This is a genomic window from Hydrogenophaga sp. (assembly GCF_019264445.1).
In the GTDB taxonomy this organism is placed as follows: Bacteria; Pseudomonadota; Gammaproteobacteria; order Burkholderiales; family Burkholderiaceae_C; genus Hydrogenophaga.
On sequence record NZ_JAHVAB010000057.1, the window covers coordinates 80951 to 106798 of the forward strand.

At 61.8% G+C, this 25848-nt stretch carries 23 protein-coding genes and 1 pseudogene; 5 read left to right on the forward strand and 19 right to left on the reverse strand.

The window, feature by feature from the left end; translation table 11 throughout:
• Positions 1–18: 18 nt before the first annotated feature.
• From KXJ60_RS10660 to KXJ60_RS10735, 16 genes are read right to left on the reverse strand one after another with little or no spacing between them, the layout of a single operon-like run.
• Positions 19–1293, reverse strand: coding sequence for a DUF1173 domain-containing protein (locus KXJ60_RS10660; RefSeq protein WP_291127043.1), 1275 nt, complete (start codon positions 1291–1293; stop codon positions 19–21).
• A gap of 10 nt (positions 1294–1303) precedes the next feature.
• The gene (locus KXJ60_RS10665; protein WP_291127045.1) at positions 1304–2443 is read right to left on the reverse strand and encodes an LPD7 domain-containing protein; all 1140 of its coding nucleotides are present in this window, start codon (positions 2441–2443) and stop codon (positions 1304–1306) included.
• A 36-nt stretch (positions 2444–2479) separates the two neighbouring features.
• Positions 2480–3115 carry an OmpA family protein gene (locus tag KXJ60_RS10670; protein ID WP_291127047.1) on the reverse strand — a complete coding sequence of 212 codons (636 nt, stop codon included), beginning with the start codon at positions 3113–3115 and terminating at the stop codon, positions 2480–2482.
• A gap of 16 nt (positions 3116–3131) precedes the next feature.
• Positions 3132–5141 (reverse strand): type IV secretory system conjugative DNA transfer family protein, encoded by a 2010-nt coding sequence (locus KXJ60_RS10675; RefSeq protein ID WP_291127049.1) that lies wholly within the window; start codon positions 5139–5141, stop codon positions 3132–3134.
• Positions 5138–6268, reverse strand: a complete 1131-nt coding sequence (gene virB11, locus KXJ60_RS10680; protein WP_291127051.1) for a P-type DNA transfer ATPase VirB11 — start codon at positions 6266–6268, stop codon at positions 5138–5140. Before virB11 ends, KXJ60_RS10675 begins: the two co-directional genes overlap by 4 nt.
• Positions 6265–7584, reverse strand: coding sequence for a type IV secretion system protein VirB10 (virB10, locus tag KXJ60_RS10685; protein WP_291127053.1), 1320 nt, complete (start codon positions 7582–7584; stop codon positions 6265–6267). The genes virB11 and virB10 overlap by 4 nt, the downstream gene beginning before the upstream one ends.
• Positions 7581–8498 (reverse strand): TrbG/VirB9 family P-type conjugative transfer protein, encoded by a 918-nt coding sequence (locus KXJ60_RS10690; protein ID WP_291127055.1) that lies wholly within the window; start codon positions 8496–8498, stop codon positions 7581–7583. Before KXJ60_RS10690 ends, virB10 begins: the two co-directional genes overlap by 4 nt.
• Entirely contained in the window at positions 8495–9265 is a 771-nt protein-coding gene (locus KXJ60_RS10695) for a type IV secretion system protein (RefSeq protein ID WP_291127057.1), read from the reverse strand. The genes KXJ60_RS10690 and KXJ60_RS10695 overlap by 4 nt, the downstream gene beginning before the upstream one ends.
• Before the next feature lie 23 nt (positions 9266–9288).
• Positions 9289–9987: a type IV secretion system protein gene (locus tag KXJ60_RS10700; RefSeq protein WP_291127059.1), complete on the reverse strand. Its 699-nt coding sequence runs from the start codon at positions 9985–9987 to the stop codon at positions 9289–9291.
• A gap of 25 nt (positions 9988–10012) precedes the next feature.
• Complete coding sequence (locus KXJ60_RS10705) at positions 10013–11080, reverse strand: type IV secretion system protein (protein WP_291127061.1); 1068 nt, start codon at positions 11078–11080, stop codon at positions 10013–10015.
• A 12-nt stretch (positions 11081–11092) separates the two neighbouring features.
• Positions 11093–11521 (reverse strand): hypothetical protein, encoded by a 429-nt coding sequence (locus KXJ60_RS10710; protein WP_291127063.1) that lies wholly within the window; start codon positions 11519–11521, stop codon positions 11093–11095.
• Positions 11518–13968: a VirB4 family type IV secretion/conjugal transfer ATPase gene (locus tag KXJ60_RS10715; RefSeq protein ID WP_291127126.1), complete on the reverse strand. Its 2451-nt coding sequence runs from the start codon at positions 13966–13968 to the stop codon at positions 11518–11520. The genes KXJ60_RS10710 and KXJ60_RS10715 overlap by 4 nt, the downstream gene beginning before the upstream one ends.
• Positions 13969–14011: 43 nt before the next feature.
• A complete protein-coding gene (locus KXJ60_RS10720) occupies positions 14012–14344 on the reverse strand; it encodes a VirB3 family type IV secretion system protein (protein WP_291127065.1) in 333 nt (110 codons plus the stop codon).
• A gap of 18 nt (positions 14345–14362) precedes the next feature.
• Positions 14363–14647, reverse strand: a complete 285-nt coding sequence (locus tag KXJ60_RS10725) for a TrbC/VirB2 family protein (RefSeq protein ID WP_291127067.1) — start codon at positions 14645–14647, stop codon at positions 14363–14365.
• Positions 14644–15153, reverse strand: a complete 510-nt coding sequence (locus KXJ60_RS10730; protein ID WP_291127069.1) for a lytic transglycosylase domain-containing protein — start codon at positions 15151–15153, stop codon at positions 14644–14646. The genes KXJ60_RS10725 and KXJ60_RS10730 overlap by 4 nt, the downstream gene beginning before the upstream one ends.
• Positions 15154–15163: 10 nt before the next feature.
• The gene (locus KXJ60_RS10735; protein ID WP_291127071.1) at positions 15164–15721 is read right to left on the reverse strand and encodes a hypothetical protein; all 558 of its coding nucleotides are present in this window, start codon (positions 15719–15721) and stop codon (positions 15164–15166) included.
• 396 nt (positions 15722–16117) lie between these two features.
• Here KXJ60_RS10735 and KXJ60_RS10740 point away from each other — a divergent pair, with 396 nt between their 5' ends.
• Genes KXJ60_RS10740 through KXJ60_RS10755 form a run of 4 tightly spaced genes read left to right on the forward strand, consistent with a single transcriptional unit; the run spans position 16118 to position 22238 of the window.
• Positions 16118–17473 (forward strand): hypothetical protein, encoded by a 1356-nt coding sequence (locus KXJ60_RS10740; RefSeq protein WP_291127072.1) that lies wholly within the window; start codon positions 16118–16120, stop codon positions 17471–17473.
• Positions 17460–18191, forward strand: a complete 732-nt coding sequence (locus tag KXJ60_RS10745) for a hypothetical protein (protein ID WP_291127128.1) — start codon at positions 17460–17462, stop codon at positions 18189–18191. Before KXJ60_RS10740 ends, KXJ60_RS10745 begins: the two co-directional genes overlap by 14 nt.
• Positions 18192–18195: 4 nt before the next feature.
• The gene (locus KXJ60_RS10750; RefSeq protein ID WP_291127073.1) at positions 18196–21006 is read left to right on the forward strand and encodes an ATP-binding protein; all 2811 of its coding nucleotides are present in this window, start codon (positions 18196–18198) and stop codon (positions 21004–21006) included.
• An 11-nt stretch (positions 21007–21017) separates the two neighbouring features.
• Complete coding sequence (locus tag KXJ60_RS10755) at positions 21018–22238, forward strand: DUF2399 domain-containing protein (protein WP_291127075.1); 1221 nt, start codon at positions 21018–21020, stop codon at positions 22236–22238.
• A gap of 126 nt (positions 22239–22364) precedes the next feature.
• On the opposite strand, the gene KXJ60_RS10760 is transcribed toward KXJ60_RS10755, so the two are convergent.
• From KXJ60_RS10760 to KXJ60_RS10770, 3 genes and pseudogenes are all read right to left on the reverse strand, one after another.
• Positions 22365–23495: an FAD-dependent monooxygenase gene (locus KXJ60_RS10760; RefSeq protein ID WP_291127077.1), complete on the reverse strand. Its 1131-nt coding sequence runs from the start codon at positions 23493–23495 to the stop codon at positions 22365–22367.
• Positions 23496–23535: 40 nt separating this feature from the next.
• Complete coding sequence (locus tag KXJ60_RS10765) at positions 23536–24711, reverse strand: LodA/GoxA family CTQ-dependent oxidase (protein ID WP_291127130.1); 1176 nt, start codon at positions 24709–24711, stop codon at positions 23536–23538.
• A 54-nt stretch (positions 24712–24765) separates the two neighbouring features.
• Positions 24766–25425, reverse strand: a pseudogene (locus KXJ60_RS10770) (LodA/GoxA family CTQ-dependent oxidase); the annotation flags it as partial.
• A gap of 201 nt (positions 25426–25626) precedes the next feature.
• Between KXJ60_RS10770 and KXJ60_RS10775 the strand changes: the two are divergent.
• Positions 25627–25800: a hypothetical protein gene (locus tag KXJ60_RS10775; RefSeq protein WP_291127079.1), complete on the forward strand. Its 174-nt coding sequence runs from the start codon at positions 25627–25629 to the stop codon at positions 25798–25800.
• The last annotated feature ends 48 nt before the right edge of the window (positions 25801–25848 follow it).

Here is a 25848-nt window from a genome sequence, read left to right on the forward strand (position 1 = left end):
ACCGGCAAGGTGAGCCACCTATGGGGGGATGCCGACGGTTGTAGTGGGCAAGTGCTTCTTCGGTAGCGGTGGCATGGCTTCGGCTTCCGGATACCAGATCCAGCTCCGCGTCGGGTACGGTCGGGCACTTGATTCGATGTGTTCCGACACATCTACCGCAGTCCTCGCTTCGCGCGATATTCGGAGGAGACAGGGGTCGTCGCCTGTATCAATGAGAGTAGCGTTGACCACCGGAATCACAGCGGGGAGGTTGTATCGCAGGCCCTTTCTGAACGTGCGACCCTGATTCACCAAGCGGTCCACGAGCTGTTCGTCAAATGCGTTTTCCACAGGCAGCCAGTGCTGCGTGACCGGCATCAGAGACAGTTCCGCGACGGCGGGGACTCCAGTCTCAGCGATGCTGAATGTGGCGATGATGATCATGTGCATTTGCTCGCAGGCCCCCCAGAGCGCAAGCTCCGTCTCGAAGTGCCTGCCAAGTCGTCGGTAGAGCTGCTGATCGATTGAAAAAGCCTGGTCCGGAAGATGTTTCACCACAACCTTGAAGCCATATCGAGCCGGTGCGATTTCTTTGACTTCACCAATCAGCAGCATCAAGCGCTGTGGCTTGCCGGGAGCTGAGAGTGCTTGTAACCATTGCGCGGATCGCCTGCCGGTGATCGCTTCGCGCTGGTCGAGGAAGAACGTCTCTGGGATGTATAGGCGCGAGCGCAGCGAGTCGCCACGTGCAATCTTGCCCTCAGACGCCAATAGCAATTGCCTGCGCACTGTGCCCCAGGTTCGTTTGCCCGCGAAGCCCGGATGCCACTTCGTCAGTTCGGCCTGGTCCCACAGGTAGTGGAGCAGGCCGCGGAGGGAGAGCTTGGTGCCGTCGGTGCAGACACTTTTACTTTCGCCGCCTGCCGGTGGCATCTGTGAGCGACCGGGTAACTTGGTCAAAGAAAAGCCCAGCCGCAAGCTGGTCTGACCGGTGGCGGGGTCTTCGGTGATTGCAGCGCCCAGTACCTGGCCCAGGCCTGAGAGATCGGCCGCTGGCTCGTGGGACGGACAGTCGCAGGCATGGCGACAGCCGGTGTCCGGCATGCGTTTGACGATATAGCCCCCGTGCGGCCCCGCCAGCCGCGCCACATACATCTCGACGCCTTCTGGGGTGCACAAGCAGCGTGGTCGCTGACGGGCGGCGTGGGCACTGGCGATGGAAGCTGCAAACCCACTGGACGCGACCTCAACCCGCTGGCCTCCGATCTCGTAGGCTGTTCCAGACGCTGAAACGCCTTCGGCCGACACTTCCACGGAGGCGGCCTCAACGGGCGGGCGCAGGCATGGCCCGGTCGCGCGAGCGTTGCCTTTCGGGCGTTGGCACTGCGACGGTTCGCCGTGATGGCGCCGCCTTGTCATAGACCTTGACCTTGGGTGCCTGGCCGTTTCGGATGCGCTGGGCCAGCTTTTCTTCTGCCGCCACCATGATGGCTTCCCGCCGCTTCTCAGGCACGCGATTGGCCACGAGGATGGCTTCGATCGCAGCGAGCACGGCTTTTCGGCCGCCGCTACCACGGCCAGTGGGTTTGTCTGCGGCGGCTGCACCATGTGTTGAGCTGGCGTCGCGCGTGGGTTCGATACGGTTGATCTGGCGCGCCTCGCGCTCCACCTTGAGGCGTTCCAGGTCGGCTGGGTTGGGTTCGTAGCCGAGCGTCTTCACGCCGCGTGCGGCGGCTTCCAGCCACACCAGCCGTTTGAAGTCTTCGCTGCCGCTGATTCGCAGGGATTGCCAGTTGCGGGCCTCGGCCACATCGACCATTGAGCGGGCGATGGAGGGGCTGTTGGTGTCGGTGGCCAGCCGGAAGGTGGATTCGGTGAAGGCCACGCGCGAGGTGTCACCGCGGAACCGGTATTCCGTGAGGCCGATACTGACGTCACCCACGGTGACCGGCGCGCGCTTGATGATGTAGCGATCATTCAGCGACGCCTCCAGCCGGGCAACGAGGGCTTCACGTTCGGCCTGAGCGTCTATGCGGGCGGTTGCCTGCAGCGCTGAGTGATCGGGCGCTTCGGCGCTTTTGTCCTTGGCTGGAGGAGGAATGACGTTCGAGTCTGCCTTTGGGCGGACGGTTTCTGGTTGGGCGTCCCGTGTTGGCTCGCGTTGCCACTGTCCATCGATCTTGTGAACGAACGACTTCTGCCCCCTTGCATCAAGGACGACAAAGCGGTTCGCGCCCAGTTGGTCGGCCTTGGCAATCATGTCCTGGTACCGGTCGCTGCGGTAGGTGAGGTCGGCAAAAGGGTCGCGCAGCTCAAACCGTTCACCAGGCTCCGGTTCTGGCGTCTGGAAGGTTCGGATGGCGACCCGTGCCCGATCAGCGGGTTCCACCGTGCCGCCCAAGGACGCATTGGCGTCAGATGCGGATCGACTCACGCGTTGGGCTGGCGCAGATTTCTCGTCCATGGGTCTCTCCTTGATCGGTGTTTGCACAGGGCAGGGTCAGGGTTGCGGAGGCGCAGACACCTGAGGGGACAACGGGAGAACCCGATAGACCTCAATCTCGACGCGGCGGTTGAGGTTTCTGCCTCGCACGCTGCGGTTGTCGGCCAGGTGGTCGCCGCTGGGCTGGTGGGTGGTGCGAATCCGGGAGGGGTCCACCCCGGACGCAACCAGATAGTCGCGGACCGCATGGGCTCTGGCCTGCGCGATGCGGCTTTCGGCAGATGAGTCGCTGGTACCGTCTGTGCGACCCCTGAGGACCACTAACGGGGCGGATTTGGCTTCTTCCACCAAGGCCGTTGCCTCTTCCGACGGAATCGACACCCGGGCGCTGTTGAAGCCGAAATGGACGATGCGCATGCTGTTGGCCACCGATTTCTCCTGAATCGATGCCATCAGCTGCTGTCGTGCAGCCATGTGCGCCAGGGTGGCAGCCGTGGTTTCAACCAAGCGACTGGATTCGGTGGCCAGGATTCGGGTGTTCTGGAGGTCGTTCTTGCAGACTTGCAGCTCGATGGCCATTTGCGAGTTGACGGGGCGCTTCTGTGACTCGTCGACGGTGGGCGGCTTAGGTGGCGAGCTGCAGGCAGTGAGCAGAATGAACAATGGTGCGGTAAAGGCGATGTAGGCGCGCATGGTGGTGCTCCAGGTGTCAGGTGATGTCGCCGCGTTCGATTTCGTTGGGCTTGGTGATCAGCACCCCGTCCTCGTCAGGCAGGGGTTCGATCGCGCCGCCGGGTGCGCCCTCGCCAGGCTTCGGACCCACGAGGAAGTCCAGGACGGACTCAGCGACGTCCTCGGCCGGTCCTTCTTGCAGATCGGGTAGCTGGCCTATGTCGTAGACCAGTTGCTCAACGTCCAGGTCATCGCACGTTCCAAGCTCGTCGTCGGCGTAGCGCCAACGCTGCTGCACTTTCGCGAGGTGAAGGTCGGTGTTCATCCGGGGTACCACCGGGGCAGGCAAGAGGCGAGCCCTGAACACCTTGTCTCGGTGGTAGCGGATCTTTTCGCCCAGGATCGGTTTGCAGTTCTCGCAGATCACCACCAGCCGTTCGGAGCCCAGCTCCTTGAACTCCTGAGGCAGGAGCAGGGATCTGCGTTGCTCGCTCACGTTGCGGCTGACCGAGCTGTGGCCGTGCCCGCTGAAAGAGCGACTGCGTCCACGGGTGGTGACCCGTTCCGTGAAGTGGCCCAACATGGCGCTGTACTCGTCGGCGTCACGCTGTTCGCGCGGGGCGAAGAGGATCTGCAGGCCGTGGTTGGTGGCGAAGGTGCGGGCTTCCTTGTCCCCATAGACCGCGTCCAGCTGCGACATGGCCTGCACCACCGTGAGCAGGCGCAGGTTGTAGCCGGCCAGGAAGGCAGCAGAGTGGGTGATGACCCCCACCCGGCCCATGGCGGTGAACTCGTCGTTGACCAGCAGGCACTGGTACTTGATTGATTTGTCGTGCTCTGGCAGGTGCTGCGTGTTGAGGCTGACGAGCTGGGAGAAGAACAGGGTGAGCAGCGGCCGGGCATTGGCCAGACGGTGCGGCGGAATACGCACATAGACCGACATGCGTTGGCGCCGCAAGTCTTCAAGCCGAAAGTCGTCGGCGCTGGTGGCCGCATCAACCACGGTATCGGCAAATATCGTCAAGGGCGCATGGAAGGTGGCCACGACGCTCGCCAGGGTGTTCTCCGAATTGCCCAGAAGGCGCTGCAAGGCGTCGGTGCATTCGTCTGACAGTGGCTTGCCGGACTTGGCGCGCTGTGTGATCCGCTGGTTCAAGTGGTCCTTCAGCGGCTGCCCTTGTCCGGACGACTGGCGGAGCATTTCACCGACAGTGCGGGGCAGGTCGGGTGTTTCGAGCAACAGCAAACCCAAACCCAGGAAGAGATTGCGGGCCTGGTCGTTGAAAAAGGCCTCGGACGAGGTGCCGCCGCCGTCGTTGGGGAAGAACACCTGACCGATGCCCAGCAGGTCACCCACGCGGTGCAGGGGATTGGTGCGCACGGCAGTGAGCGGATTCCAGCGGTGGCTGCGGGCTTCTTCGTCGAATGGGGAAAAGGCGAAGACTGCTTGGCCGTGGGCGGCGCGGTAGCCTGCCGTGATGGCATGGTTCTCACCCTTGATGTCGAGCACCACCACGGAGTCCGGCCAGTTCAGCAGGTTCGGGATCACCACACCCACACCCTTGCCGCTGCGGGTGGGGGCGGAGAGCATGACGGACAGCTGGCCGGGCAGGGCCAGGAACTGGCTTCGGAAGCGGCCGATCAGAACGCTCGGGGTGTTGGTGTTCTGGTCGGTCAGCAAGAGTCCGGCGCGCTTGACTTCAGCGGTTGAGGCGAAACGGGCGTCGCCGTGCAAGGCGCGGCGCGGGCGGCTGGCGGCGTACAAGGCGCCTGGGAAAGCGATCAGCGTGGCGAATCCGGCCATGCCTATGGCCACGACCAACCGCCGCCGAAGCACCGGCACATCGGCATAGAGCAGCCAGTAGTCAAGGATGCTGTTCCAGCCCGCAAGTCTGGGGTTTGCCTTGCTGAAGACCAGGAAGAGCACGGCCGACAGGTACAGCGCGGCCATCACCAATGCAGCGAAGCCGATCACTGTGAACAAGAGGGCCGCCACTTTGCGCGCGGTCGGCCACGATGCCATGGGCAGCGTCAGAACGGTGCTCATGTCGGCGCCCCGTCAAACAGACTGGCTTGCGCATCGGGTGCGCCCCGCAGGCTGTTGTCGTCGATGGCAAGACGCTTGCGGCGCGGTTCGTAGGCGATCTCGGAAATAAAGCGGCCCCGTTCGTCGCAGCCGAACTGCACGATGACATCGATCACGATGCCCAGAAGGCCCTTGATTTCGTCCAGACGCAAACCGCCACCGGCACCGCTTTCGCGGATCATGAGCGACATCTGCTCCAGCGCCAGGGCACAGCTGCCCGCGTGCACACTGGTAATGCTGCCGGGGTGGCCGGAAGCCGCCAAGCGGATGAAGGAGAAACACTCCTCACCGCGCAGCTCGGCCAGGAATATGCGGTCGGGCTTCATGCGCAGGCAGGCTTCCAGCAGGGACTTGGCCGTGACGCGTGCCGTGCCCTGGGCGTCCTTGCTGTAGTACAGGTGCACCACGTTTGGGTGGTTGGGCAGGGTGAGTTCGGCCGTGTCCTGGATGGTGATCAGGCGCTCGTGGTGCGGGACTTCCTCGACCAGGCCTTTCATGAAGGTGGTCTTGCCAGAACCGGTCTTGCCGCTGACCACGATGGTCTGGTGCTTCTGCACCGCGAGGCGAAGAAACTCCGCATAACGACCGGCCGCTTTCAACGCAAGCAGCTGCTTCTCAAAAGGCTGAAGGCCGTCGTCATCGGCGCCCATTTCAGCGCGCTCATCGATTCGGTTGAACAGGCCATCGCGGTCGAAGTCGTCCAAGCGCTTGATCAGCTCCGATGGCTTGCGCACCGTAATCGACACGGTGCCGCGCGTCACGGCCGGTGGAATGACGAACTGGATCCGCTCCCCACTGGGCAGTGTGGCCGACAGCAGCGGCCGTTCCTGGTTGATCTGCTGGTCGCAGTAGGTGGCCACGGCCGTGGCCAGCGACAGGCAGCGCTCTTGCGTCATTTTGGGTGCGTCCACCTGTTGCCAGCCCTGCACGGTCTCCACCTGGAGCACGCCGGGGCGGTTCACGCAGACTTCCAGTACGCCCGGTGCATCCAGCTGCTCGCGCAGCGGGCGCAGGAACTCGACCACCGAGGTGGCGTCGCCGCACCAGCCGTCCGGTTGGGCGTCATCGGTGAAGGGCAGGGCGTTCATCGCTCGACCGGCTGCAGGGCGTAGACCGACGAGAAGTCCACGTCGCGGGCCACGTAGATGCCCACAATGCCGCCCTGGTTCTGGTAGATGAGTGGCGGGATGTTGATGGTGCTGTCCAGCACCTTTTCCGCCAGCTTGCTGGTGTTCTCGGTGGTGGACGGCAGAACGATGGTGTCCGCTTCACGGTCCTGCATCTGGTTCTGGATGACCAGCTTGACCGAGTCGTCGATCAGGGAGAGCAGCATGGCGGCGCCGATGCGGTCCCCCCACCGGTTGTCCACATGGCCGTCGATGCCCGACTCGCCCAGTTGCCCCGTGCCCGGCGACTCAACATCCACTGTGACGCCGTGCGGAGTGCGGATGCGGGTCCACAGCACCGGTATGCGAACCGAGCCGGGTCGTACCGACGCGATGCGGTACTCGCCGTCCAGGTGCGATCCGCGCTCGATCAGCAGCACCCGGCCGTTGTCGCTGTACACGTCGCGTTGCACCTGGCAGCCGACCAGGCCCGAGGTGGCGCTGATGACTCTGGTTTTAAGCGCACAGGTGAAAGCGGTTCCCTTGGGCAGGGTGAGGCTGCGGTCGCCCAGCGTGGTGGCCTTGACCCGGGGTGTGGCCGAGCCCTGCAACTCGCCGCCGAACAGACCAGTTGCCTCAGAGCGCAGGTTTGGCCCGATATCTGGTGAGGCCGTCGGCTCGGTGGCTGAAGCACCGATACCTGCCGGCAAGGCGTTGCCCTGGGTCAGGTTGTCCAGTAGCCCTTGCAACCGGCGCTGGTAGTCCTGCAGTTGCTTGGCGGTGGATGCGGCCGGATCGTTGGGCAACTGCGAGGCGTCGCTGTTTGCGCCAGCTGCACCACCTGGCCGGGATGACACCACCAGTACCGGTGCATCGTCCGGTGAGGGGGCTTTGGGTCCGGACGGTGTGGCCGTGCCAGCGTTCCGCAGCCCAATGGGGTCGGCCGCTTCTGCAGGCGTTGGAATCAACGCAGGCACACGGGGAGGAGCTGGCTGGGTCATGTCCAGCTGCCGGGTGCCAGCGCCCGCTGCCGATGGGCGGTCTCTCTGCAGCGACTTGTCTTTGTCTGCATCGCTGTTGTGGTCGATGAAGCGGTACAGGTACAGGCCGCTCATGCCTGCGACCATGGTCACCACCAGGCCAATGACCGAAATGTTCTTCCAGGACAGGTTGAGTGGCTGTCGGCGGGCCACGTTGGGAATGCCCGCTTCGCCAGGCAGGGGGTTGATGGTGTTGCCGCTGTCCTGGGGCGATGGATCATCGTTTGGTGCCGACGAGCCTTGAGGTCGATCAGTCATGGCTGTGCTCCCTTGCTTGAGGTCGATTCAGACGAATCGGACTTCAGGACCCGCTTCACACCCGGCACCGTGGTGGAGCCTGTGGCCGGCGATCCCTCCAGATCAAAGGCTTCGTTCCAGATGCCCACCACAGCCAACCCCGCCCGCAGCATCAGGCGGCGGCTGACACGGTCCACCACCAACGTGTCGTCTTCCATGCGGGCGTTGACCAAGGTTTCGCTGCCGTTACCGAGCACATGGAAGACGGCGGGTACCTCGCGGTTGCCAGGGAACCTCAAATAGGTGAACCGTCCGTCGTCGTAGATTAGGGTGGGGACGATGTCCGCCGAGCCGGCGCCTTCTGCCAATGCGTACTGGGTGTTGACCAGAGTGGGTTTGGCCGCCAGGCGCTCCGCCAAGATCTGCTGGGCCGTGGGCGGGGGCGGAATCGGCGGCAGGCTCGCCAGCGCCGCCAGTTCTCTCTCCGCCAGACTGGGCGGAGCCGCTGCGGGTTTGGGGGATCGGATGGCCAGGCGATAGACCGGCGTCTGGCGGTCACTGTCCGAAAGGACCACGAAGCGCAGCGTGTGTGAGCGTCGGTCGGTGATGACAGCCAGGTTGTTGGGCGCATTGGCGGTGCTTTTGGCCTTGACGTACAGGTGGCGTCCGCCCGGTTGGGCGGCCACGCACCAGGCAGCATCGGGTTTGCTGCAGTCACCGCCCTGGCCCACGGCCACCTCGGTGATGAATTCGCCTTTGTCGAATTCGACCAGTGTCACCATGCCGCGCTTGACGGGGACGGTGACCACCGCGTTGGCGTCGTAGACCACCTCGCGCAGGCGCGGATCGGATTTGTCGCTGGGCTGAGCCGCAGAAGCCGGCATGAGTGGCATGGACAACGACACCAGCGCCAAGGGCAGAACAAGCACGTTCATGGCTTCGCTCTAGTGGAAGGGGTGTTGATCTCGGGGTCGGAGCGGTAGGCCGTGACCACGAAGCCGAACGGGTTCTCCAGGCGATCTGACTCTTTGGCCAGCACCTTGGGTTGGTACTGGTAGACCACGCTGGCCACGTGCCGGGTGGTCACATCCGGCAGGTTGCGGTCGGTCATGCGCACGACCTTGTCGTAAGTGACGGTGGCGTCGCTCTGGTTGCCGCTGCGCCCCGATGCGCGCAGCCGCACGCCGACGATGTTGATGCGCCACTCCTCGGTGGAGCCCACTTTCTTCTGCAGTGCGCCGTCGCCTTCGAACTGCCGGTTATATTCCGAGAACACGGCGGGTACCGCCATGCGGGCCACCTGGTCAAAGTCCCGTTGCAGGAACATCCAGCTGTAGGCCTCGCGTGAACGCACGAAGGTGGCCAGGTTGTGCTTGTCCAGCGCCTCCATGGCGGGAATGGTTTCTTCGCTCAGGCGCTGCTGGATGGTCGTTTCGCCGGTGACCCGGTCCACCACGATGGGGATTTCCACCACCTTGCGCAGCGGACCCTGGACGAAAACGGCGGCGATGCCGATCAAGCCAATCGCGAGACCGGCAGCAGCGGCCGCCCAGGCCCGGCGCTCGGAGCGCTCCAGCATCAGGGTTCGGTCGATTTCCCAGTCCCGGTTGGTCTGCAGCGACGGGGCTTCAGGTGCAGTAGGGCGCGTTTTCGGCTGTTTCGGCCATGCGGCGGCCTCACCCGACAACAGGATGGCACTCATGGGGGACTCCGGTGAGGTGGTGGTTACGGCAGGAAGTCGGAGACCTTTCCGGTCCGGCCCAGCATCTCGTACTGGCGTTCGCGCTCACGAGACCGGGCAATGCGCTCCTCGCTGTCGGCCATGCCTTGCAGCATCTGGATTTGCGAAGACTCATGCGCCAGCAGGGCGTTCTCAGCCCCGATGCGGGCCTGAATCTCCTGCACCGACTTCTGGTCGGTGGTGGCGTTGATCTGTGTCATCAGCGACTGGATCTGCTCCAGCCGCAGGGCAGCCGACTTCATGGCGTCCTGCAGCAAGCCTTTCTGCTGGTACGGCTGTGCCAGGGTGGCCTGGCATTCGGTGCGCGCTTCACCGCTGCGGTCCATGCAGTTGTAGAGCATCCCGACATCGCGCAGCACCTTGGCCGTGGCATTGAGGCCGCTGTACCCCGAGCTGTTGATGGCGTTGAGGTAGGTGTAGGCCTCGGCCGGGATGTAGTTCTTGAGCAGCGGGTTGTTGAAAACATCGCCCAGGTTGCGCATGCCATTGATGCTCTCGATCTGGGTCTGCAGCTGTCGGATCTGCTGGATCTGGTTGTTGATCTGGGTGATGTCGTTGATCACCTGCTGCACTGCCTGGAACAGGTTGGCGACATCGATCACAGGGATGCCGGTGGCGCGCGCGTGGCTGGCGCCCAACGTTATCAACACGGCGGCGGCGACCTTGAGACGAAACGGCTTCATGGTGTGCTCCTTGGCAAGTTGGAGATCAAGACCGGCCGCGCAGAGCGGCAAGTCGGTATGCCGCAGACCGTGCGGCTCCGTAGCCCCTGCGGGCCATGTTTCCGGCGTAACGACCCGTGGCCGCTGCGGCGGCGCCCGCCGTGGCAGCCGCACCAGCGCCTGAACGGATCACGCCCCCGGCACCTGTACCGATGGCGGCTGATCGGGCTGAGGAGGCAGAGCGCAGGCCCGAAACCATCATGGCGTTCTGGATCATCTGCACGCCTTGTTGAATGGCGGCGCCACCGGTCAGGGCCGAGGCGAGGCTGGGCGCCTGGAAGCAGAGGATGGCCATGAGGATCATGAGCACGCAGTAGCGGGTGGCTTCACCCAGCACGTTGAAGGTGCTGCCGAGGAAGCCTCCACCGTCGTTGATGGCCTTGAACATGGCGGCGCCCATGTAGGCGCTCAGGCCAAGTGCAAAGAAGGCGAACCACGTCAGCACCACCGCGTTCAACACCATGGACAACCAACTGTCGAAGAAACGTGCCGTGGGGCGCCAGGCCAGGCACAGGATGAACAGTGGCCCGATGGCGATCACGAAGGTCAGGAACAGCTTGGCCAGCGTGACGACGAAGAGCGCGATGCAGAGAAAGAAGACGGTGCCGATGGAGAAGATGCCGCCGGCCAGCAGCAGATCCAGCCGGAGCACGCTGGCTTCTTTCATGATGTCGGCCACCTGCGCGCTGGCGTCATCGTTGAACTTGTCGAGCAACGCATAGGGTGAACTGATCGTGGCAGGGTCCACGCCGGAAGGCAGAAAGGTGCTGGCCACGCCCATGGCCAGCGCATTGGCGGTGTCCGACACGTTGCCGATGTAGAACCCTGACTGCAGCGCGAAGGCCAGTACGAGCCCGATCTTGAACACCTTCCACACGAAGGTGGGCACGGTCTCCTGTACTTCGTTTCGCAGCACGGCCCAGCCATAAAGGGCGACCCATACCGTCATCGCTGACAGTGCGATCGGCGTGATCGCCGACATGAGCGAGGACACAACGCCGAGCACATAGGTGCTCAGAATCGCATCGAAGTTGGAACCGACCCAGGCGAACATGACATCGCTCCCCTATTGAAAGGCCGGGTAGGGCAGGTTGGTCGGGGGCGGCGCGAAGACCTTGACGCACTTGCTGCCCAGATCGGGAAACTGGCACTGCGACCATTGGCCGCCAGCCTTCACCACCCAGATGCGCGAGAGCTTGTTGGTGCCGTAGCTGGAGGGGCGGCAGGTACCCGCGCGTGCATAGACCTCGGTGCACTCCACCAGACCTTCTCGCGTTTCCACCATGTGCCAGGGACCTGCGTGGCATCCCGCTTGAGCCAGGCATGGCTTGGTCTTGCGGATGGGCCCCGAGCTGGGCAGCGGAGCCAGCTCGACCAGACGCTCACCAGTGGTTGAGACGCGAACCGCTTCGTTGCCTTTGACGAATTGGGCGCTGGCGCTCGCGCTGAACACGGCAAACGTCAGCGCGACGAGCAAGGTGTGAGATCGGTTCATGTCGCTCTCCTGGAGTTGCGGGATTTGCGATCCTGAACCTCACGCAGCAGCACGGGAAGCCACTGCAACGGATCGTTACCGTGCTGTTCACGAACGGTGTCCAGCAGGGCGACGTTGTCGGTCGTGGCCGAAAGCACGGTCACAAAGTCCTGCAAGTTGCTGAGGTCCAGCTCGCAGATGGCGCTGCTGTGCCCCTGCTTGACCAGAAAGCGCCGTCCGCCCTGCGTGCCCAAGCTGCGAACGATGCCGAACTCGGCTTCACTGAGCCCGAAGCCTTCGACGTATTCCTCGCGCACGGCTTCTGGGTTGGCCAGGAAGATCTTGGTCACGCTCTGCTCCACCATCGTGCGGCCAATAGGATGGCGCAGCACGTCGGACGGGCTCTGGGTGTCGAAGATGCCCAGACCGTTCTGCTTGCGGATCGTCTTCTGCTTCTGTTTGGCGAAGTCGCTGAAGATCTCGTGGTCCAGCGCTTTCCAGAACTCCGAGATCACGTAGATGAGCCGCTCGCCGTTGACTAGCTCTTCCATCACCTGGAGCAGGTATAGCATGACCGGCGTCCGGACCTCGGGCAGGTCGAGAAACTCGGTGGTGTCGAAGGCGATGACCGAGGCGGACTGGAGGTCCGTAAGCTTGTCGTTGGCTTGGTCAAACACCCAGCCCAATGCGCCGCCCTCACACCAGCGGCCCAGGCGCTCGTACAGGCTGTTCTCGCCAGACTTGGGCAGGTTCTGGCGAATCGTCGAGAAGCGGCGCAAGGCGGTCGGCATCGTCGCCACTGTCTTCACGGCGTCGGCGATGGCGCGCTCGTCTGCTGGCAACAATGGCAGTGCGGGGGTGGCGATACAGATGCGGATCAACTGTTCCCAGAACTGGATGCGGGCCGGCGTGGGGTCGCGTTGCAATGGGTTCAGGTTTGTGGGCTTGCCCGCTTCAAGCGTGAAGTACCGACCGTTCATGGCCCGGATGGCAATTTCGCAACCCCGGTCCAGATCGAACAGCACCAGCCTAGGTGCCGGGTCCCACTTGCGCGTCAACGTCAGCAGGAACATTTCCAGCGTGGTTTTACCGACCCCAGTGGATCCGATGATGATGGTGTTGCCGGGCAGCTTTTTGTCGGCTGAGTCTTCGCCCTCCGGACTGCTGTGCAGGTTCAGATAGAACGGCTGGCCGGACGGTGTGCGCAGCAGAGCCAGCGCTTCTCCCCAAGGGTTGCCGTCGCGCTTGCCGCGGGCGAAGTTGTGCCCGCTGGCCAGGGCCGCGAAGGCACGGGAAGACAGCTTGGCATCGCGCGGACGCCATTGCCAGTTGCCGGGCATCTGGGCGAACCAAGCGGCGTCGGCCACCAGGTCCACCGGTGACATCTGAAGACTTGACGACTCACCCACGGCGCCGATGGCCTGCGCAGCACGGCGGCCGGCATCGGCCAGACTGTCTTCGCCCGGGTTGCCGAAGACCACCAGGCTGTAGTGGTACTCACCCATGCAGAACTGACCATCGCCCAGCTCGTTCAGAGCTTCGTCCATGTCCGCGATCTGGCTGGCCACCACGTCGTCGCTGGCAATCAGCTGATCGCGCTGCAGTTCCAGGGCGCGGGTGGCCTCGCGGCGCGGCAGGATCGAAAAGCTCTGGGTCTCGATGAATTCGCTGTCTTCGTACAGCAAGGCATTGAGGATGCCCGGTTCGACGGCGTCGGAGTATTCCTTGATATCCACCAGGGCCGCGCAGCGGCGCTGATCACCATCTCGCAATTCCAGCTTGTCGCCTCCAAACGAAAGACGGGTTGAGGGAAGGGTGCGGTGCAGCGGTCCAGCCGTGAACGGTACGGGTTTCCAATACCCGTTGACCAAATAGCCCAGAAACTCGGCGACTTCCGAATAGAGACCCCCCCGCTTTTCACGTACGCCGAGCAGTTGCGGGCCAAAACCCCGCAGCACCCGGTGCAAGAACGCGGTGCGCTCTTCCATCACCCGCAGCGCTTCGGCATGCGCTTCAGCGATGGCGGTCTTGGACCGCTGCGGCGACTGCAACGCTCGGCTGATGCGGGAGGTGGTGGGCCTGTAGACCAAGGTCAGGTACAGCTCGTTGCTCATCATCGCCCGCTGGTTCAGGTGCGCCTGGTAGGCCCGGGACAGGTCTTTGGCAAACCCGTCTTCAGCTGGGTTGGACAACGCATCCTGAATCTTGCGGTGCAGCCGGTGGGTCCAGATGGCCCACTGGCCACCCGAGAGATTGCGCAGCAGGCTACAAAGCGCTTCGTGGCGTTCTGTAACCAGGTAGTCGTCGGCGCACTCGAATGCCACGCCGTCGAGCCTCCACACCCGCAGGAAATCGCCACCACGGGTGATCACATCGTGGTCGCTCACCAGTGACGAGAAGGGCACGAACCTGGTCAAGGGGTTTTCTGCCAGAGCCTGCGACCAGTGACGAGGCTGAAGACCACCCATCACAGGGCGTCGCTTCGCGCGGCTTGAGCCCTTGCCCAGTTGGTCAAAGATGCCAGACATCGGACGCTCCCCGGAATAGGGTGGGTGAGTAGCTGCGTGCGCGCCAGAACCGTCGGTTGCGGTCGTGCAGACGCAGCTTGAGTGCAATGAAGATTTGTCGAAACCGCTGGTCGTCACGCGATGTCACCCAGCGCATCCAGAAGAGGGTGGGGACGAAGGACATCAACACCCCAAGCGCAATCCACCAGCTCACCAGAATGCCGCCCCACATCATCAGCAGCATCCCGATGCCGAAGAGCACCACCAGCGGCACCAGCGGAATGCCCAGCTTCATGGCCGGGCGGGTTGCGCCCTTGTAGATGGTTTCAGCTTCCATGGTGGGGGCCTGCTGAGGTCAGCTGACGATGTAGCTGGCAAAAGCCGCTGCGCCACCGACCAGGGTTCCACCGATCAGGATGTTGGCCACATCCGCCAGCCGGGCACCCTGGAAGATCATCTTGAAGCCGGCCCAGATGATGGCAATCGTCACCACAGCCACAGAGATCGTCACCAGGATGGCGTTGACGTTGGTGACGGTTGTGTTCACCTTGTCGAAGCCTTGCGCCCAGACCTGGGGAGGCAGCAACATCAACAGGCTGAGGGCGCAGACCTGACCTTGAGAAAGTTTCGGGCGATTCATGACGGCTCCTTGGATGACGGGTTGAAACGAGAGCGAGGCAGCGAGCGCGCGGCGGCGACGACCTTCTGCACATAGCCATGGCGGAAGCCGGTCGAGAAGTTGCCGCTGTAGTAGCAGGAGAGGGCCTTGCGCAGGGCGGACTGCTCGGTGTCAGCGCGACTGCGTGTCGGGCCTGATCGGTCGAAACATTCCGTCAACACGGACTGCATGGCCGACAGGTTGTGGCAGGGATCGAAGGCACTGCTGGTGTTCAACCCCAGACGCGGGAAGTTGCCCACGTTGATCTGCCCAAGGCCAACGCTGAAGTTGCGCCCGTCGCGCAACAACTGGTGGGCTGTGGCCAGCGCTTCATCACGGTTGCGGGGCTGGCGGCGCAACGCACCACCCACGACACCAATGGCCCAAGGGTTGAAGGCGCTTTCGACAGAGACAAGCGCAAGTGCAGTGGTCGGGTGGACCTGTGGTGCGCAGACCAGGGCCAGCGCTGCAAACGTGGAGGCGTCCATGGCACAGCCCTCAGGGACGTGAGCGCTGCCAGGCAGCCCGGTCGTCGTCGTACTTGGTGTCCCAAGATCCAAGTTGGGACTTGGCCACGGGGCTGAAGTCCGTCACCGTGTCGCCACCCATGTCCCACCAGGTGCGTGTGAACGGCTTGCCGTCAATACTGACAGTGATTGCACCGGTGTAGTCGCAGGTGTAAATCGGACCGCTTTCGGTCTCGTGCACCCGGGTGTACTGGGGTGGGCAATTGCCCGGTGCACGGGCCCACGCGTGCCAGGCGGAATTGCCAGTGCCGGACATCCCGCACGTGGGAAACGCCTTGCCTCGGGCCAGATCCCGGAGCACTTGCCGAATCGGCGGCACGCATTGGGGGATCGACTTCCAGCTCGGTGCCGCGAAGCACAGCAACACCAGGCAACCGTCCACCGCGTGCGCGGCCGTGGGGGCAAGAAGGCTCAGCGAAAGCACCGCAGCAGACGCCACTGCCGAGCCGAGCGTCGGGTCGGTGCCCGCTGCTCGCGTTGTTCCGTAGCGCAAGGGAAAGCGCCGATTTTTTGAAAGGATGAAGTCCACCAGACACCTCACAGTTCCCGCATCCGCTGGAGGTGAAGGTCACTTCATCTCGCTGGGTGCTGTGAGGTCAATGTAGGACTGAGCGGAGCCTGTTCTGCTGCTGGATTTGGGCTGATTTCCAGCGGAATCGTGCTTTGCAGAACACTGGGCCCATCAGGCAATCCCAAAAAAGAACGCCCGGCGCGAGGGCCGGGCAAATCAAAGTCGCTGTCACACGACTTTTCAGGGAGGAGGGCCGACTGTTCAGGCCGACCCGGGAGCATTATTGATCCACGCAGTTCCAAACGTCTATGAAAAAACTGCATCCTGTGGCTGTAGGGTGGAGTTCATCTGGGGTTTGGAGTTACCCCATCGCCAGTCGGTAAAGCGTGAGTGGACATTCGGCAAAATGCGCAGATGGATCTACAAAACGAACAAGAGCATGAGGGGGCCAGTTTTGAGGCTTACTTCCGCGATCCTGCTTCAGCCGCAGACTCGCCATTAGCCTGGGCAGTCAGTCAGAGGTCGGCCGTCCTGGATGCTTTGCGGGGGCTGTTCAGCGGCCCACCTGCCGTGGTGCAGCTGCGGGTGTGGTGCTTCATGGAGTTGGTCAGCGTGCCGCATGGCCGGATTACCCGTGAGGATCTCAACCAGCTGTTCCATCTGCTGCTGCCGCAGGCATTGGACAACGTCCTCAAGCGCTTCCGTGATGTGGGGCTGCTGGTATGGGATGCCACCTCGCAAGACTACAGCCTCTCGATCCTGGCGCGACAGGTTCACGGGTTGCTCGCTCCCCTGACGCAAGCCACGGGTGACGATGATGACTTGGCACCTTTGCTGGCGCAGGTGGCTGGTGCTCAAGCACTTGGTCTGGCAGACCCGAGCCAGTTACGGCACCTGCACGCGCAGCTGGCGCGGCTGCACGACGACTTCGCCGAGGCCATTACCAGTGGTTCCGAAGCGCGGTTACGGCAGGCCCAGCCGCGCTTCGAGCGAGCCCTGTCCTTGGTCGATAAGGCCGGTCACGCGCTGACAGCGCTCATTCGCACCGAGACCGATGACCCTCGCCTCGAAAAGGAGGCCCGCGCTCTGGGGTACGCACAAGCGCGCCTGCTCTCGATGGCCAGCCAGTTCACGCGAGCCATGCAGCAGGCTGATCGACAGCGCGTGACGCTCGGGAGTGCAGGCGTGACCAGTTCAGACGTACGAATGTGGCTGCAAAGTCAGGATGCGCTGCATGCCCTTCTGGCTGATGCCCTTTCAACCGGCGTGGCGCCCGTGTTCATCAGCCAGCACGATTTGCTGGACGTGGCTGAAGGCGAGTTTGAGCGCGACAGACCTGACCCCCAGCGGACGACGGGTTTACCTCCGCCCAATGAGGCAAGCAGCGGCCAGCTGGAGGTGCCCAGTATGCCGCCTGAGTTGGGCGGACTCATCGCACAACTGGCTCAGTGGAGCAGTGAGCAGGCCACCTCCGCTAAGACTGAAATGCCGCTGGATGAGATTGTTCTTGGCGGGCGCTTCGCGCAAGCCGCGTATCGCATGCAGTTGCTGCCCTTGTTGGGTGATGTACAGGCCCAGACGCTGAAGGGCCAGACTGGCGAGTTGGCCCGCTCAGGATGGCAAGCCGTTCTCAGCACCGCAGTCAAGGTGCAGGATGACCCGCATGTGCTGGCCATGAGCGATGGCCATCTCGTATTGGCTGCGGTCGAAGACCCTATCGCGGGTGCGCTGCGTAAACCCGAACCCCAGGATGACCATGAACACCCCTGATGAAGCTGCCTTGTTGGCGGCAGAACTGCTGGCACGCCGCTGGTTGCCCCGACAGCACCCTAAGGTCAAGCGCGCCCTCGTGGACGCTGACCTTTGGCAAGCTGTGCAAGACCGTCTGGCCCAAGTGGGTCTGCGGCTTGTGGATAACATCCACGCCGACAACGTCACCACCGCCATGGTGCGCACCGTCGAACACGCGGTCTTTGGCGAAGCGGCGCTCAACAGCCACAACAACATCGACTTGCCGCGCGATGCGGTGTCACTGCTGGTGGTGCTGTGGTCGCTGATCGTCCTGCCCAAGCGAGAGCGACAAGCTGCTCGCGATGCGAGCGCTGAGGGCGACCTGCAGGACGAGATGTTCAGCGCCGAGCGTCCCATGCCCCGCGCAGAGTCCGTCAGTCCAATGGTTTCATACAAGGCACTGCTGGCCGACTTTGGCGTGCAGCTGGGCAAGAAGACGCGATTGGACGGCAACCTGAGGCGCCTGGAGAACCATGGATTCATCGTCCGAAAGGGCGAGGACATTGGCGAAGGCCCTTTGCTAGACCTTCTTCTTGATTACGACGTGCTCGCGCCCCGCATACTCGATGGCACGCTAAGCGAAGTTCTGGCTCGCACACGTGCACAAAAGGATGCCAAGGCTGCCGACGACAAGGTCATCGAAGCGTCCGACGCAGCCACGACCGCAGAAGAAAAACACACAGGCGAGGACAACTGAAGACATGTTCCATCTCCAAAGCCTTGAACTGCTGCATTGGGACTACTGCCAACGACTGACCCTGCCATTGGATGGTTCGATCATCACGGTTGCAGGCCCCAACGGCTCAGGTAAGACCACGCTGTTAGATGCCATGCGCACCTTGCTGGGTCTGGATTGTTCGGGCGGGCGCAGCTACAAAACCTACGCACGCCACGCCAACGCCGACTCCGCCTGGCTGCGCGCTACGGTGGACAACCGAGCCCACGGCCGGCAAAGCTCCAGTCGCCCTTTTGCTCGCTGCCTTCTCTACAGTGACCAGGTAACGCTGGCCTGCCGAATCGAGCGCAACGGCGGCGACTGGCAACGGCGCTATCACATGGCGGATGGAGACATCTCCATCGAGGCACTGACCCAAGTCCCTGAGAAAGACTGGCTGGGCATCGAAAACTGGCGCAAGCGCCTGGAAGGTGCTGGCCTGTCTCGTGCCATTGCCCGTGTGTTGGCGCTGGAACAAGGTCAAACAGATCGCTTGTGCGAATACTCGCCCAAGGAGCTCCTGCGTCTGGTCTTTGATGTTTTCGGAGACCAGGAGGTTCTGGACCGCTACGAAGAGGCCCGACGGCACCAAAAAGAAGTGGCCGAAGAGATGGAGATGGCCAAGCGCGAACTGGGTCATGGGGAGACCCAACTGGCCCAGCTTGAGGCGCGCGTTAACCTATACCGCCAATACCAGAACAAGTTGCGGGAGAAGGAGCGGCTCTGGACCGAAGTTATTCCCGTTCTCGCATGGAGCGAGGAACGCCTGGACGTGGCCAGTAAGCTTCGCGAGCTTCACCGGCAGCGTGTCCACCATGCCGCCACACTGCGACAACAAGCAACAGATCGGGCGCGGCTGTTGCAACTGTCAAGGCAAAAGGAAGAGGCCAAGACAGAAGCGCTGCAGCTGGGCGAAGCCAAAGCAAGCGCACAAGCAGCCCTGCAGGAGGCGAGCGCCAACGAGCGCCCCGTTGAGCTGTTGGTCAAACATGCCAACGAATTGCTGGAACTGGCCAAGGTTGAAGGGGATGCGGAGCAGTTGACGTCTCGGCTTCAGACGTTACAGGCGGAGAAGTCACGACTCGACGGCCGCTGGCACGAGGTGAAGTCTGACCGCGATCGGGCACAGGCCTCGCTCGACCAGCTGCAAGGCCAGCGGCAAGCGCCACCACCTGAGGATGTGTCGCGCTTTCTGCGCGTGCTTCGACAAGCGGATATCGCCCACCATGTGCTGGCCGATGTGATCGAAATCACCGACCCGCAGTGGCGTGATGCGGCTGAAGGGGTGCTGCGCAGCTCGCGCTGGGTTGTGGTGCTGAAAGATGCGGGTGACGAAGTCAAAGCCATGGAGCTGGCTGAGCGTGAGCGATACCGGCACTATGTGGTGGCCCAGGCTGCGGAGGCGCCTAAATCTCCAGACCCGGCGAGCCTGCTGGCAGTGCTGCGATTTGCAGGCACCGCGCCGACATGGCTATTGCGTCAGCTCGAACAGATTCGGCGTGTGGCCAATCCAGCCGAGGGGACGAAAAGGGGTGGTGAATGGATCACGCCCAAAGCATTTTGGCGCGATAGCCGGGGCGGGCGCAGTGTGTGGGTTGACCCGAGCCAGCACCAATTCGGCGCGGCCGCCGTGGCGGCACGACGCGAGTCCATCGAGAAGCGTTTGGCGGACCTCGACAAGCAGTTGGGCCAAGTGGCGAAAGACCAGGCAACCAATACCCGTCAGCTAAAGGCAGCCGAAGATGCAGCCAAGGGCGTCAGCGCCGCTTCTGAGTTGGTCCGTCGCAGCGATGAGTTTGAACAGGCGCGTCAGCAACTGCCACACCTTGTACAGGCGCGTAAGTCTGCCGCACATCGCTGGCAGACGCTGGATACTGAGCACGGAGCAGCGAATAAGCGGGAATCGGCTCTGGAAGCCGATTACAAGCGCGTCCAGAACGCGCTGGAGGAAAGTGAACGGAACGCACGGCGGTACGTGGGCGAGTGGGAAGACAAACGCTCTGCATTGCGTCAGCGCTCCAGTGAATCAGCTACAGCAAAGAAAAAGTTTCCTGCCCGATGGCTTCGAACTGAAGCGCTTGAAGCGCTGCGAAAGACATATCAAAACGCCACTCAGGCGCGGCTGCGCGGCGAAGCCGTAGAGAAGGATCTGACAGAAGGCTCCTGGGAAACTGATCCAACCGTCGAAGAAAAGCACACTCTGATGGCCGCCACTGTCGAAGGCCAGAAGCAGGTGCTGCAGCAGCGTGAAGCGAGCAACAACAGCGCGAGCATTGCGGTGAACAACGCTCGCGAGCGCTACATCGACGTGTTGCGGTCCACAGTGCGTCGCTACAGAAAGAACATCGTCGAACTGGGGCAGTTGGCTGGCGTTGAGGTCAGCGCCGATCTTCCGCACCTAGACAATGACGACACCGTACTCCGCCAAGCCGAACTCAAGGTCAATTTCAACTTCGACGGCAAGGGCCAGATCGGTCTGAACGACGGAGAGGCCTCGGGCGGACAGCAGGTCATCAAGTCGCTCATTTTGTTGGTCGGCCTGCTTAAGGATGAGGAAACGCCGGGCGGCTTCGTGTTCATCGACGAACCATTCGCTCACCTCGACGTGAGGAACATTCAGCTGGTGGGCCACTTCCTGAAGTCCACCCGCGCGCAATACGTCTTGACCACACCGATCACCCACAACGTAGAGGTGTTCGAGCCAGCAGATGTGACTCTGGTGACCTCCAAAAAGCCAGCAGGTGCACGCTGGGCACCTCCGATTGGCGTGCTGAAGCGACGCGTTGCGCAACCGTGAGGGGTTCACCAATGGAGTGGGTGGATGTTCAGATACGACGAGGTGTGCGTGAGCGTTCCGCCGCTAAAACAACGCCCTCCGAATTGGGGCTACTGCCGGTTGAGCAACGTGAGCTACTCACCCTCTGGGTACGCAAGGACAACGCATCCCGTGGACGCGATTCGCTCCTGAAGGAGGGTGGTCAGCATCGCATCGAGCTTTCCGAAGCCCTGTGCGATTGGCTGTTGCGCGAGGGGTGGATCAACCGGAAAGAAAAGCTCATAGGCGGTCACTGGCAATGGGATGCATTGACCTGGCGGGACCTTCACACCTTGAAGCAACTGCTTGGTGTGGGTAGTAGAACTCAGCGCAATGAAAGTCGGGCCTTGTTGTTGGAGGATTTGCGGCAGTGGCTTAGTGGACTTGAAGCGACTGATCTGCCTTCACAACACAGAGGTTTGCTCGACGACTTGACCCACGCACTATCCAGTTTGGAACAGGACGCCGCGCAGCGAGTCGAGGTGCTGGAAGCGCGTGATCGTTGGATCAGGGCTTTATATAGCTGGTGCCTAGACGAGCGACAAGGAACGCGCCGCGACTTCGCGTTGCATGCCGGCGAACACACCAAGTCCATTGGCGCTGGTGACTGGAAATGGCTGGAAGAGCACTTCGATCTGGAGCGGTACGGAGTGAGCCACTTCACTCCAATGATGTGGGTAGCGGGGCAGGGTGTGTTGCATTGGGACGAGCGCACCGTCGACCTGAATGCGGTGAGCTTTCTGGCGCTGCCATTGGATGACGTTCTGCGAGTGAAAGCAGTCACCGCTGCTCCAGCGCATTGGTGGCTCATCGAGAACCGCACCAGCTTTGAACGACAGGCGCAGCAGCTGGCGGACGGTGTCCTGCTGGCGTGGATGCCCGGGAGGCCTTCTACCGCATGGCTTGCGGCCATTGAGCACTTCGCTCAATTCGCACCTGCACCCTTGCGGGTAAGTGCAGACGCCGATCCCGCGGGCGTGGACATAGCCTGGGGTATGGGCCGGGTTTGGGAGCGCCTAGGCTTGCCGTGGGAGCCATTTCAAATGGGGGTTGATGAACTGCGTGCGGCACAACAACCGTGGGCCTTGAACGCTCACGACAAAGCCTTGATCTCCCGACTGTTGGCGTCGCCGGATCTGCCGCAAGCGTTGCACCAAATCTGCCTGGCTATGCAGCGCGATGGGTTCAAAGCGGAACAGGAGGGCTGGTTGTAGCGCGCAGGCGACGCTTGACTGCGCGGCATTCCAGCAATTGAGTGGCGAACGAGCGTCGTTTGGAGTAATCCGCGGCAATCGATCCTGGCACCCCCCTGATCCGCCTGAGCGGATACCCAAAATAGCTCAATCGTTATCGTCGATAGCGCTTTCCAAAACTTCGAACTTGTGGCGACGCGTCCAAAACACAGCATCTGGCCAGCGCCTCTCAAGAGCGTAGAAATGGCAGCGTTGCAGGAGGTAGGCTGCAAGAATGACCTGCACTCTTGAATCCCAATCTGCGAGTGACTCTTTCGTTCCCCGAATGTAGGCAAGCACGGATGCGGCAGCTTCTTGTGCCGTTACTAGTGCATGAAGAAGACCTTGCGAAGCCAATGGATCGAAGGCCAAGCACGCGTCGCCTACCGCAAGCCAGTCAAGACCAGATGCCGGCGTCGCCCACTGCTCATGGGCTGGCGCAACGTGCAGCGCCCCGGATGCTACGCATCCAGAGATTCGCGAGCTGATCAGTCTCGTGTCGCGTGCTAGATCTAGCAATTGCCTTGCGTTGCGCGGCCGTCCGCAATCAAGATCGCTATCTGTATGCCAAGCAACCACGCACGAAGAGTTCGATACGTCCGCGCTGTACCACCAACCGTATGGTGCGGATTCGATGAGAGTCGCCCCAATGTGTTCTTGAGTGCATTCATCGAACCAAGCGTAGAAGCAGACCATCTTGCTTCGGCGCTTGGCTCTTGCTCCCACCCGGCGGACAACACTGGCTGATCGCCCTGAAGCGTCGACTATCACTCGACTGTAGATAACCTGTAGGCCGGATGCAGTTTCCACTTCGCATCGCCAGCGTCGGGATTTGTCTCCCTCACAGTAGTGCAGTCTGCGCAGCCATGCAGAGTCGCCATATTCGACGCCACTACTTAGAGCCGAATCGAACAGCATGCTGTCAAAGCGGTCCCTGTCTAGATGCCAACCAGCACCGTCAGGATCGAGGATCGAGTCCCTTTCAAACACATCTGGCCCACCCCAGACCGAGCGCCGAAACCACGACCGCCGATGGCCAGCCGCTTCGAACTCTTCCCACATGCGCAAGTCTGTCAGGATCCTCCTTGCGGCAGCGGGTAGAGATTCGCCGATTCGGCGGCAGCTCTGAGTCGGTCTACCTATGAGTCCGACTCGGCAATGCCGCGCAAGCTCCTTGGCTAGGACCGAGCCAGATGGCCCGGTGCCGACCACGAGGACGTCGAAGTCCTTGAGTTGCATTACGGGTAGCTAAGAGATCACCAACGCGGTGGGGTCTTCATCATTGCTCGGAGCCACCAATGGCTCTGAATGTCCGCAGAGAGGCTTCGTTCTCGGAATTGAAGGGTTCGATATGATCTTCCAACGGTGCGTGAGCTGCGCCAGCCGCGGGATCGGGTGCAACTCGGTTCTCTACCTGCATAACCGGGGGAAGGTCTTTGTCGCCAGGAATCCCGGGACGGGACTCGATGATGCCCATATCAGCAAAGTTCGAGATCATCCGGTTGATCTGGCTTTCGTATCCGCCAGGGCCTAGCGTCCTAAACCACGACTCTCTCTTTGCGAAGGCTGAGATCCTTTCCTCCCGGCCTAGGCCTGGATCGATTGCTCTCTGATAGGCCTCTTCTGTTAGGACTTGGTTCGGCACGCGCGCAGGCCAGAACGTGGGGAGGTACGGGTCATATCGCGGGCCGTACCCAGCGTAGTAGCCGCCACGGCAGCTCGCCGTATCTGTCTGCCACGGTACCGCCATCCATCGCGTGAGGTCTCCAGCCGTTTGCGCATACAACGGCCCATCGATCGATAGCGCGGACTCCTGAGTTAGCTGTGCACCGTACTTTGCCGTGCTTGCTGCCCCGGCGGACGCTTCTCGAATTCGAAACGGAGCACGAAACAAGGTGGCATGGCGCATTGGCCAAGTGAGTTCACACCCTGGATGAAAGGCGTCAGCAAGACAGTTGTCCATTGCAGCTTCGTCAAGCATCGTTGGCTGCAACGAAAGCGGCGTCTTCTCCAAGTCCACAGGTGGCAAAACTGTTGGATCCCAATCATTGGTGAAGCGCCCTGCAGCCCAATGTTCGAGCATTCTCAGTTGGGTCCTCGTGAGTGTTGAATGCTGCCTTGGGGTGTTTGCCGGAGGCACGTCCATAGCATCGCCATACAGCCAGGGCCATGGCTGCGGAGATGTGCCGTCGCGCTCATACCGTCGGAACGAATTCGCTACCTGCTGGCGAAGCTCGGCCCATGTATCTCCCGGACTGCTGAGCTTAGCAATCCACTCCAAGTTGTCAGCGCAAGCCGTACCTCCCCAGCCAAACTGGGCTGCGAAGCCCTTGTTCGCCCATTGCAGGCTTGTCTGCCGCGAGAGGATGGGAAGAATGTGCTCGGTGAATGAGACCGAACCGGGGAACGACATCATTCCTGCTTGGACGTAGACATCCTCGAGCAAGTCTTTCATCGTTCGTACCGACTTCATTTCAGGGCCATAGTTGGGTGGAGCTACCACCACCCAAGCCGATTCAACCGGGATTGAGACCCCATTGCTGGTAACGCGTGCTCGTACTGGCCCGTCCGATGTGTCGTCGTACCAGCCATCGTTGTTTGCGAAAGTGGTCGCCGGCGTTCCATCTACTGACGCCGATACCCCACGCCCACCGAGTACCAGAAGACGTCCATGATCGTCCGTGCGAACCTCCCCGAGGTATACCGATTTGCCTGCGAAAGTTCCGCTGTCAAAGCGATAGGCAGCGCCGTGTTGGCCAACACCGGATATGCGTCGCAAGCCTGGTCGGATCGCGAGCCTATCGCGGTCTAATATGTTCGGATTTCGAAGGAGACTCGGGGCTGCAGACACGGCTTCAGGAACATCCAAAGCGATCTGGAACTGGTACCAGGCGGATTTCGAGTTCGCCAGCTCAACCTCCCATTCGACGGTCGCATTAGAAGCAGTAATCTCCTGTACCACTTGCCCCGTCGCGTTATACCCATAGATCCTGAAGCGTGCAGCCTCCCGCTTGAGCGCCCCTGACGAATCTCGCAGGAATCCACGAGGCATGGGTGGAGGGTGACGAACTTCGGGCGCGACAACGAAGTCATCGAGACTGTTTCCGACTCGTGCAACGCCAATCCCAGGATGGATGGATGCACGAACGATTGTCAAATCTAGAGCCATGTTATCGCTCCCGAAACGCCACACACTCACAAATTGCGTGAAGCATACCAATCGGCGGTGCTTGCCGGAGCTGTGCCTTAAAACTATACTGAGTCTGCCACGGGTTCGGCGGGAGGAGCGAGGCCAAAGCAGGACTTGTGTGGCTCATTCAATCAACGTGATCGAAAGGAAGAAGCTATGTCATGGCCTAGAGATGGACATATGGCTCTTGTGCTCGAGGTGAAAGCGCTGAAGAAGGAGTTGCTGGCACTCAAGAAGAGCTACGCGGCACTCGCCAAAGAGGTGGCTTCAATCAAGACTAAGCTTGCAAAAGCTCCTGCAAAGACTGCACCTGCAAAGAAGAAGCCTGCCGCCAAGAAGGTTACGAAGAGCTAGTACCTAAGAGCTGGGCGGCTGCCGTGAAATCGTTGAACGCCCAGCTAG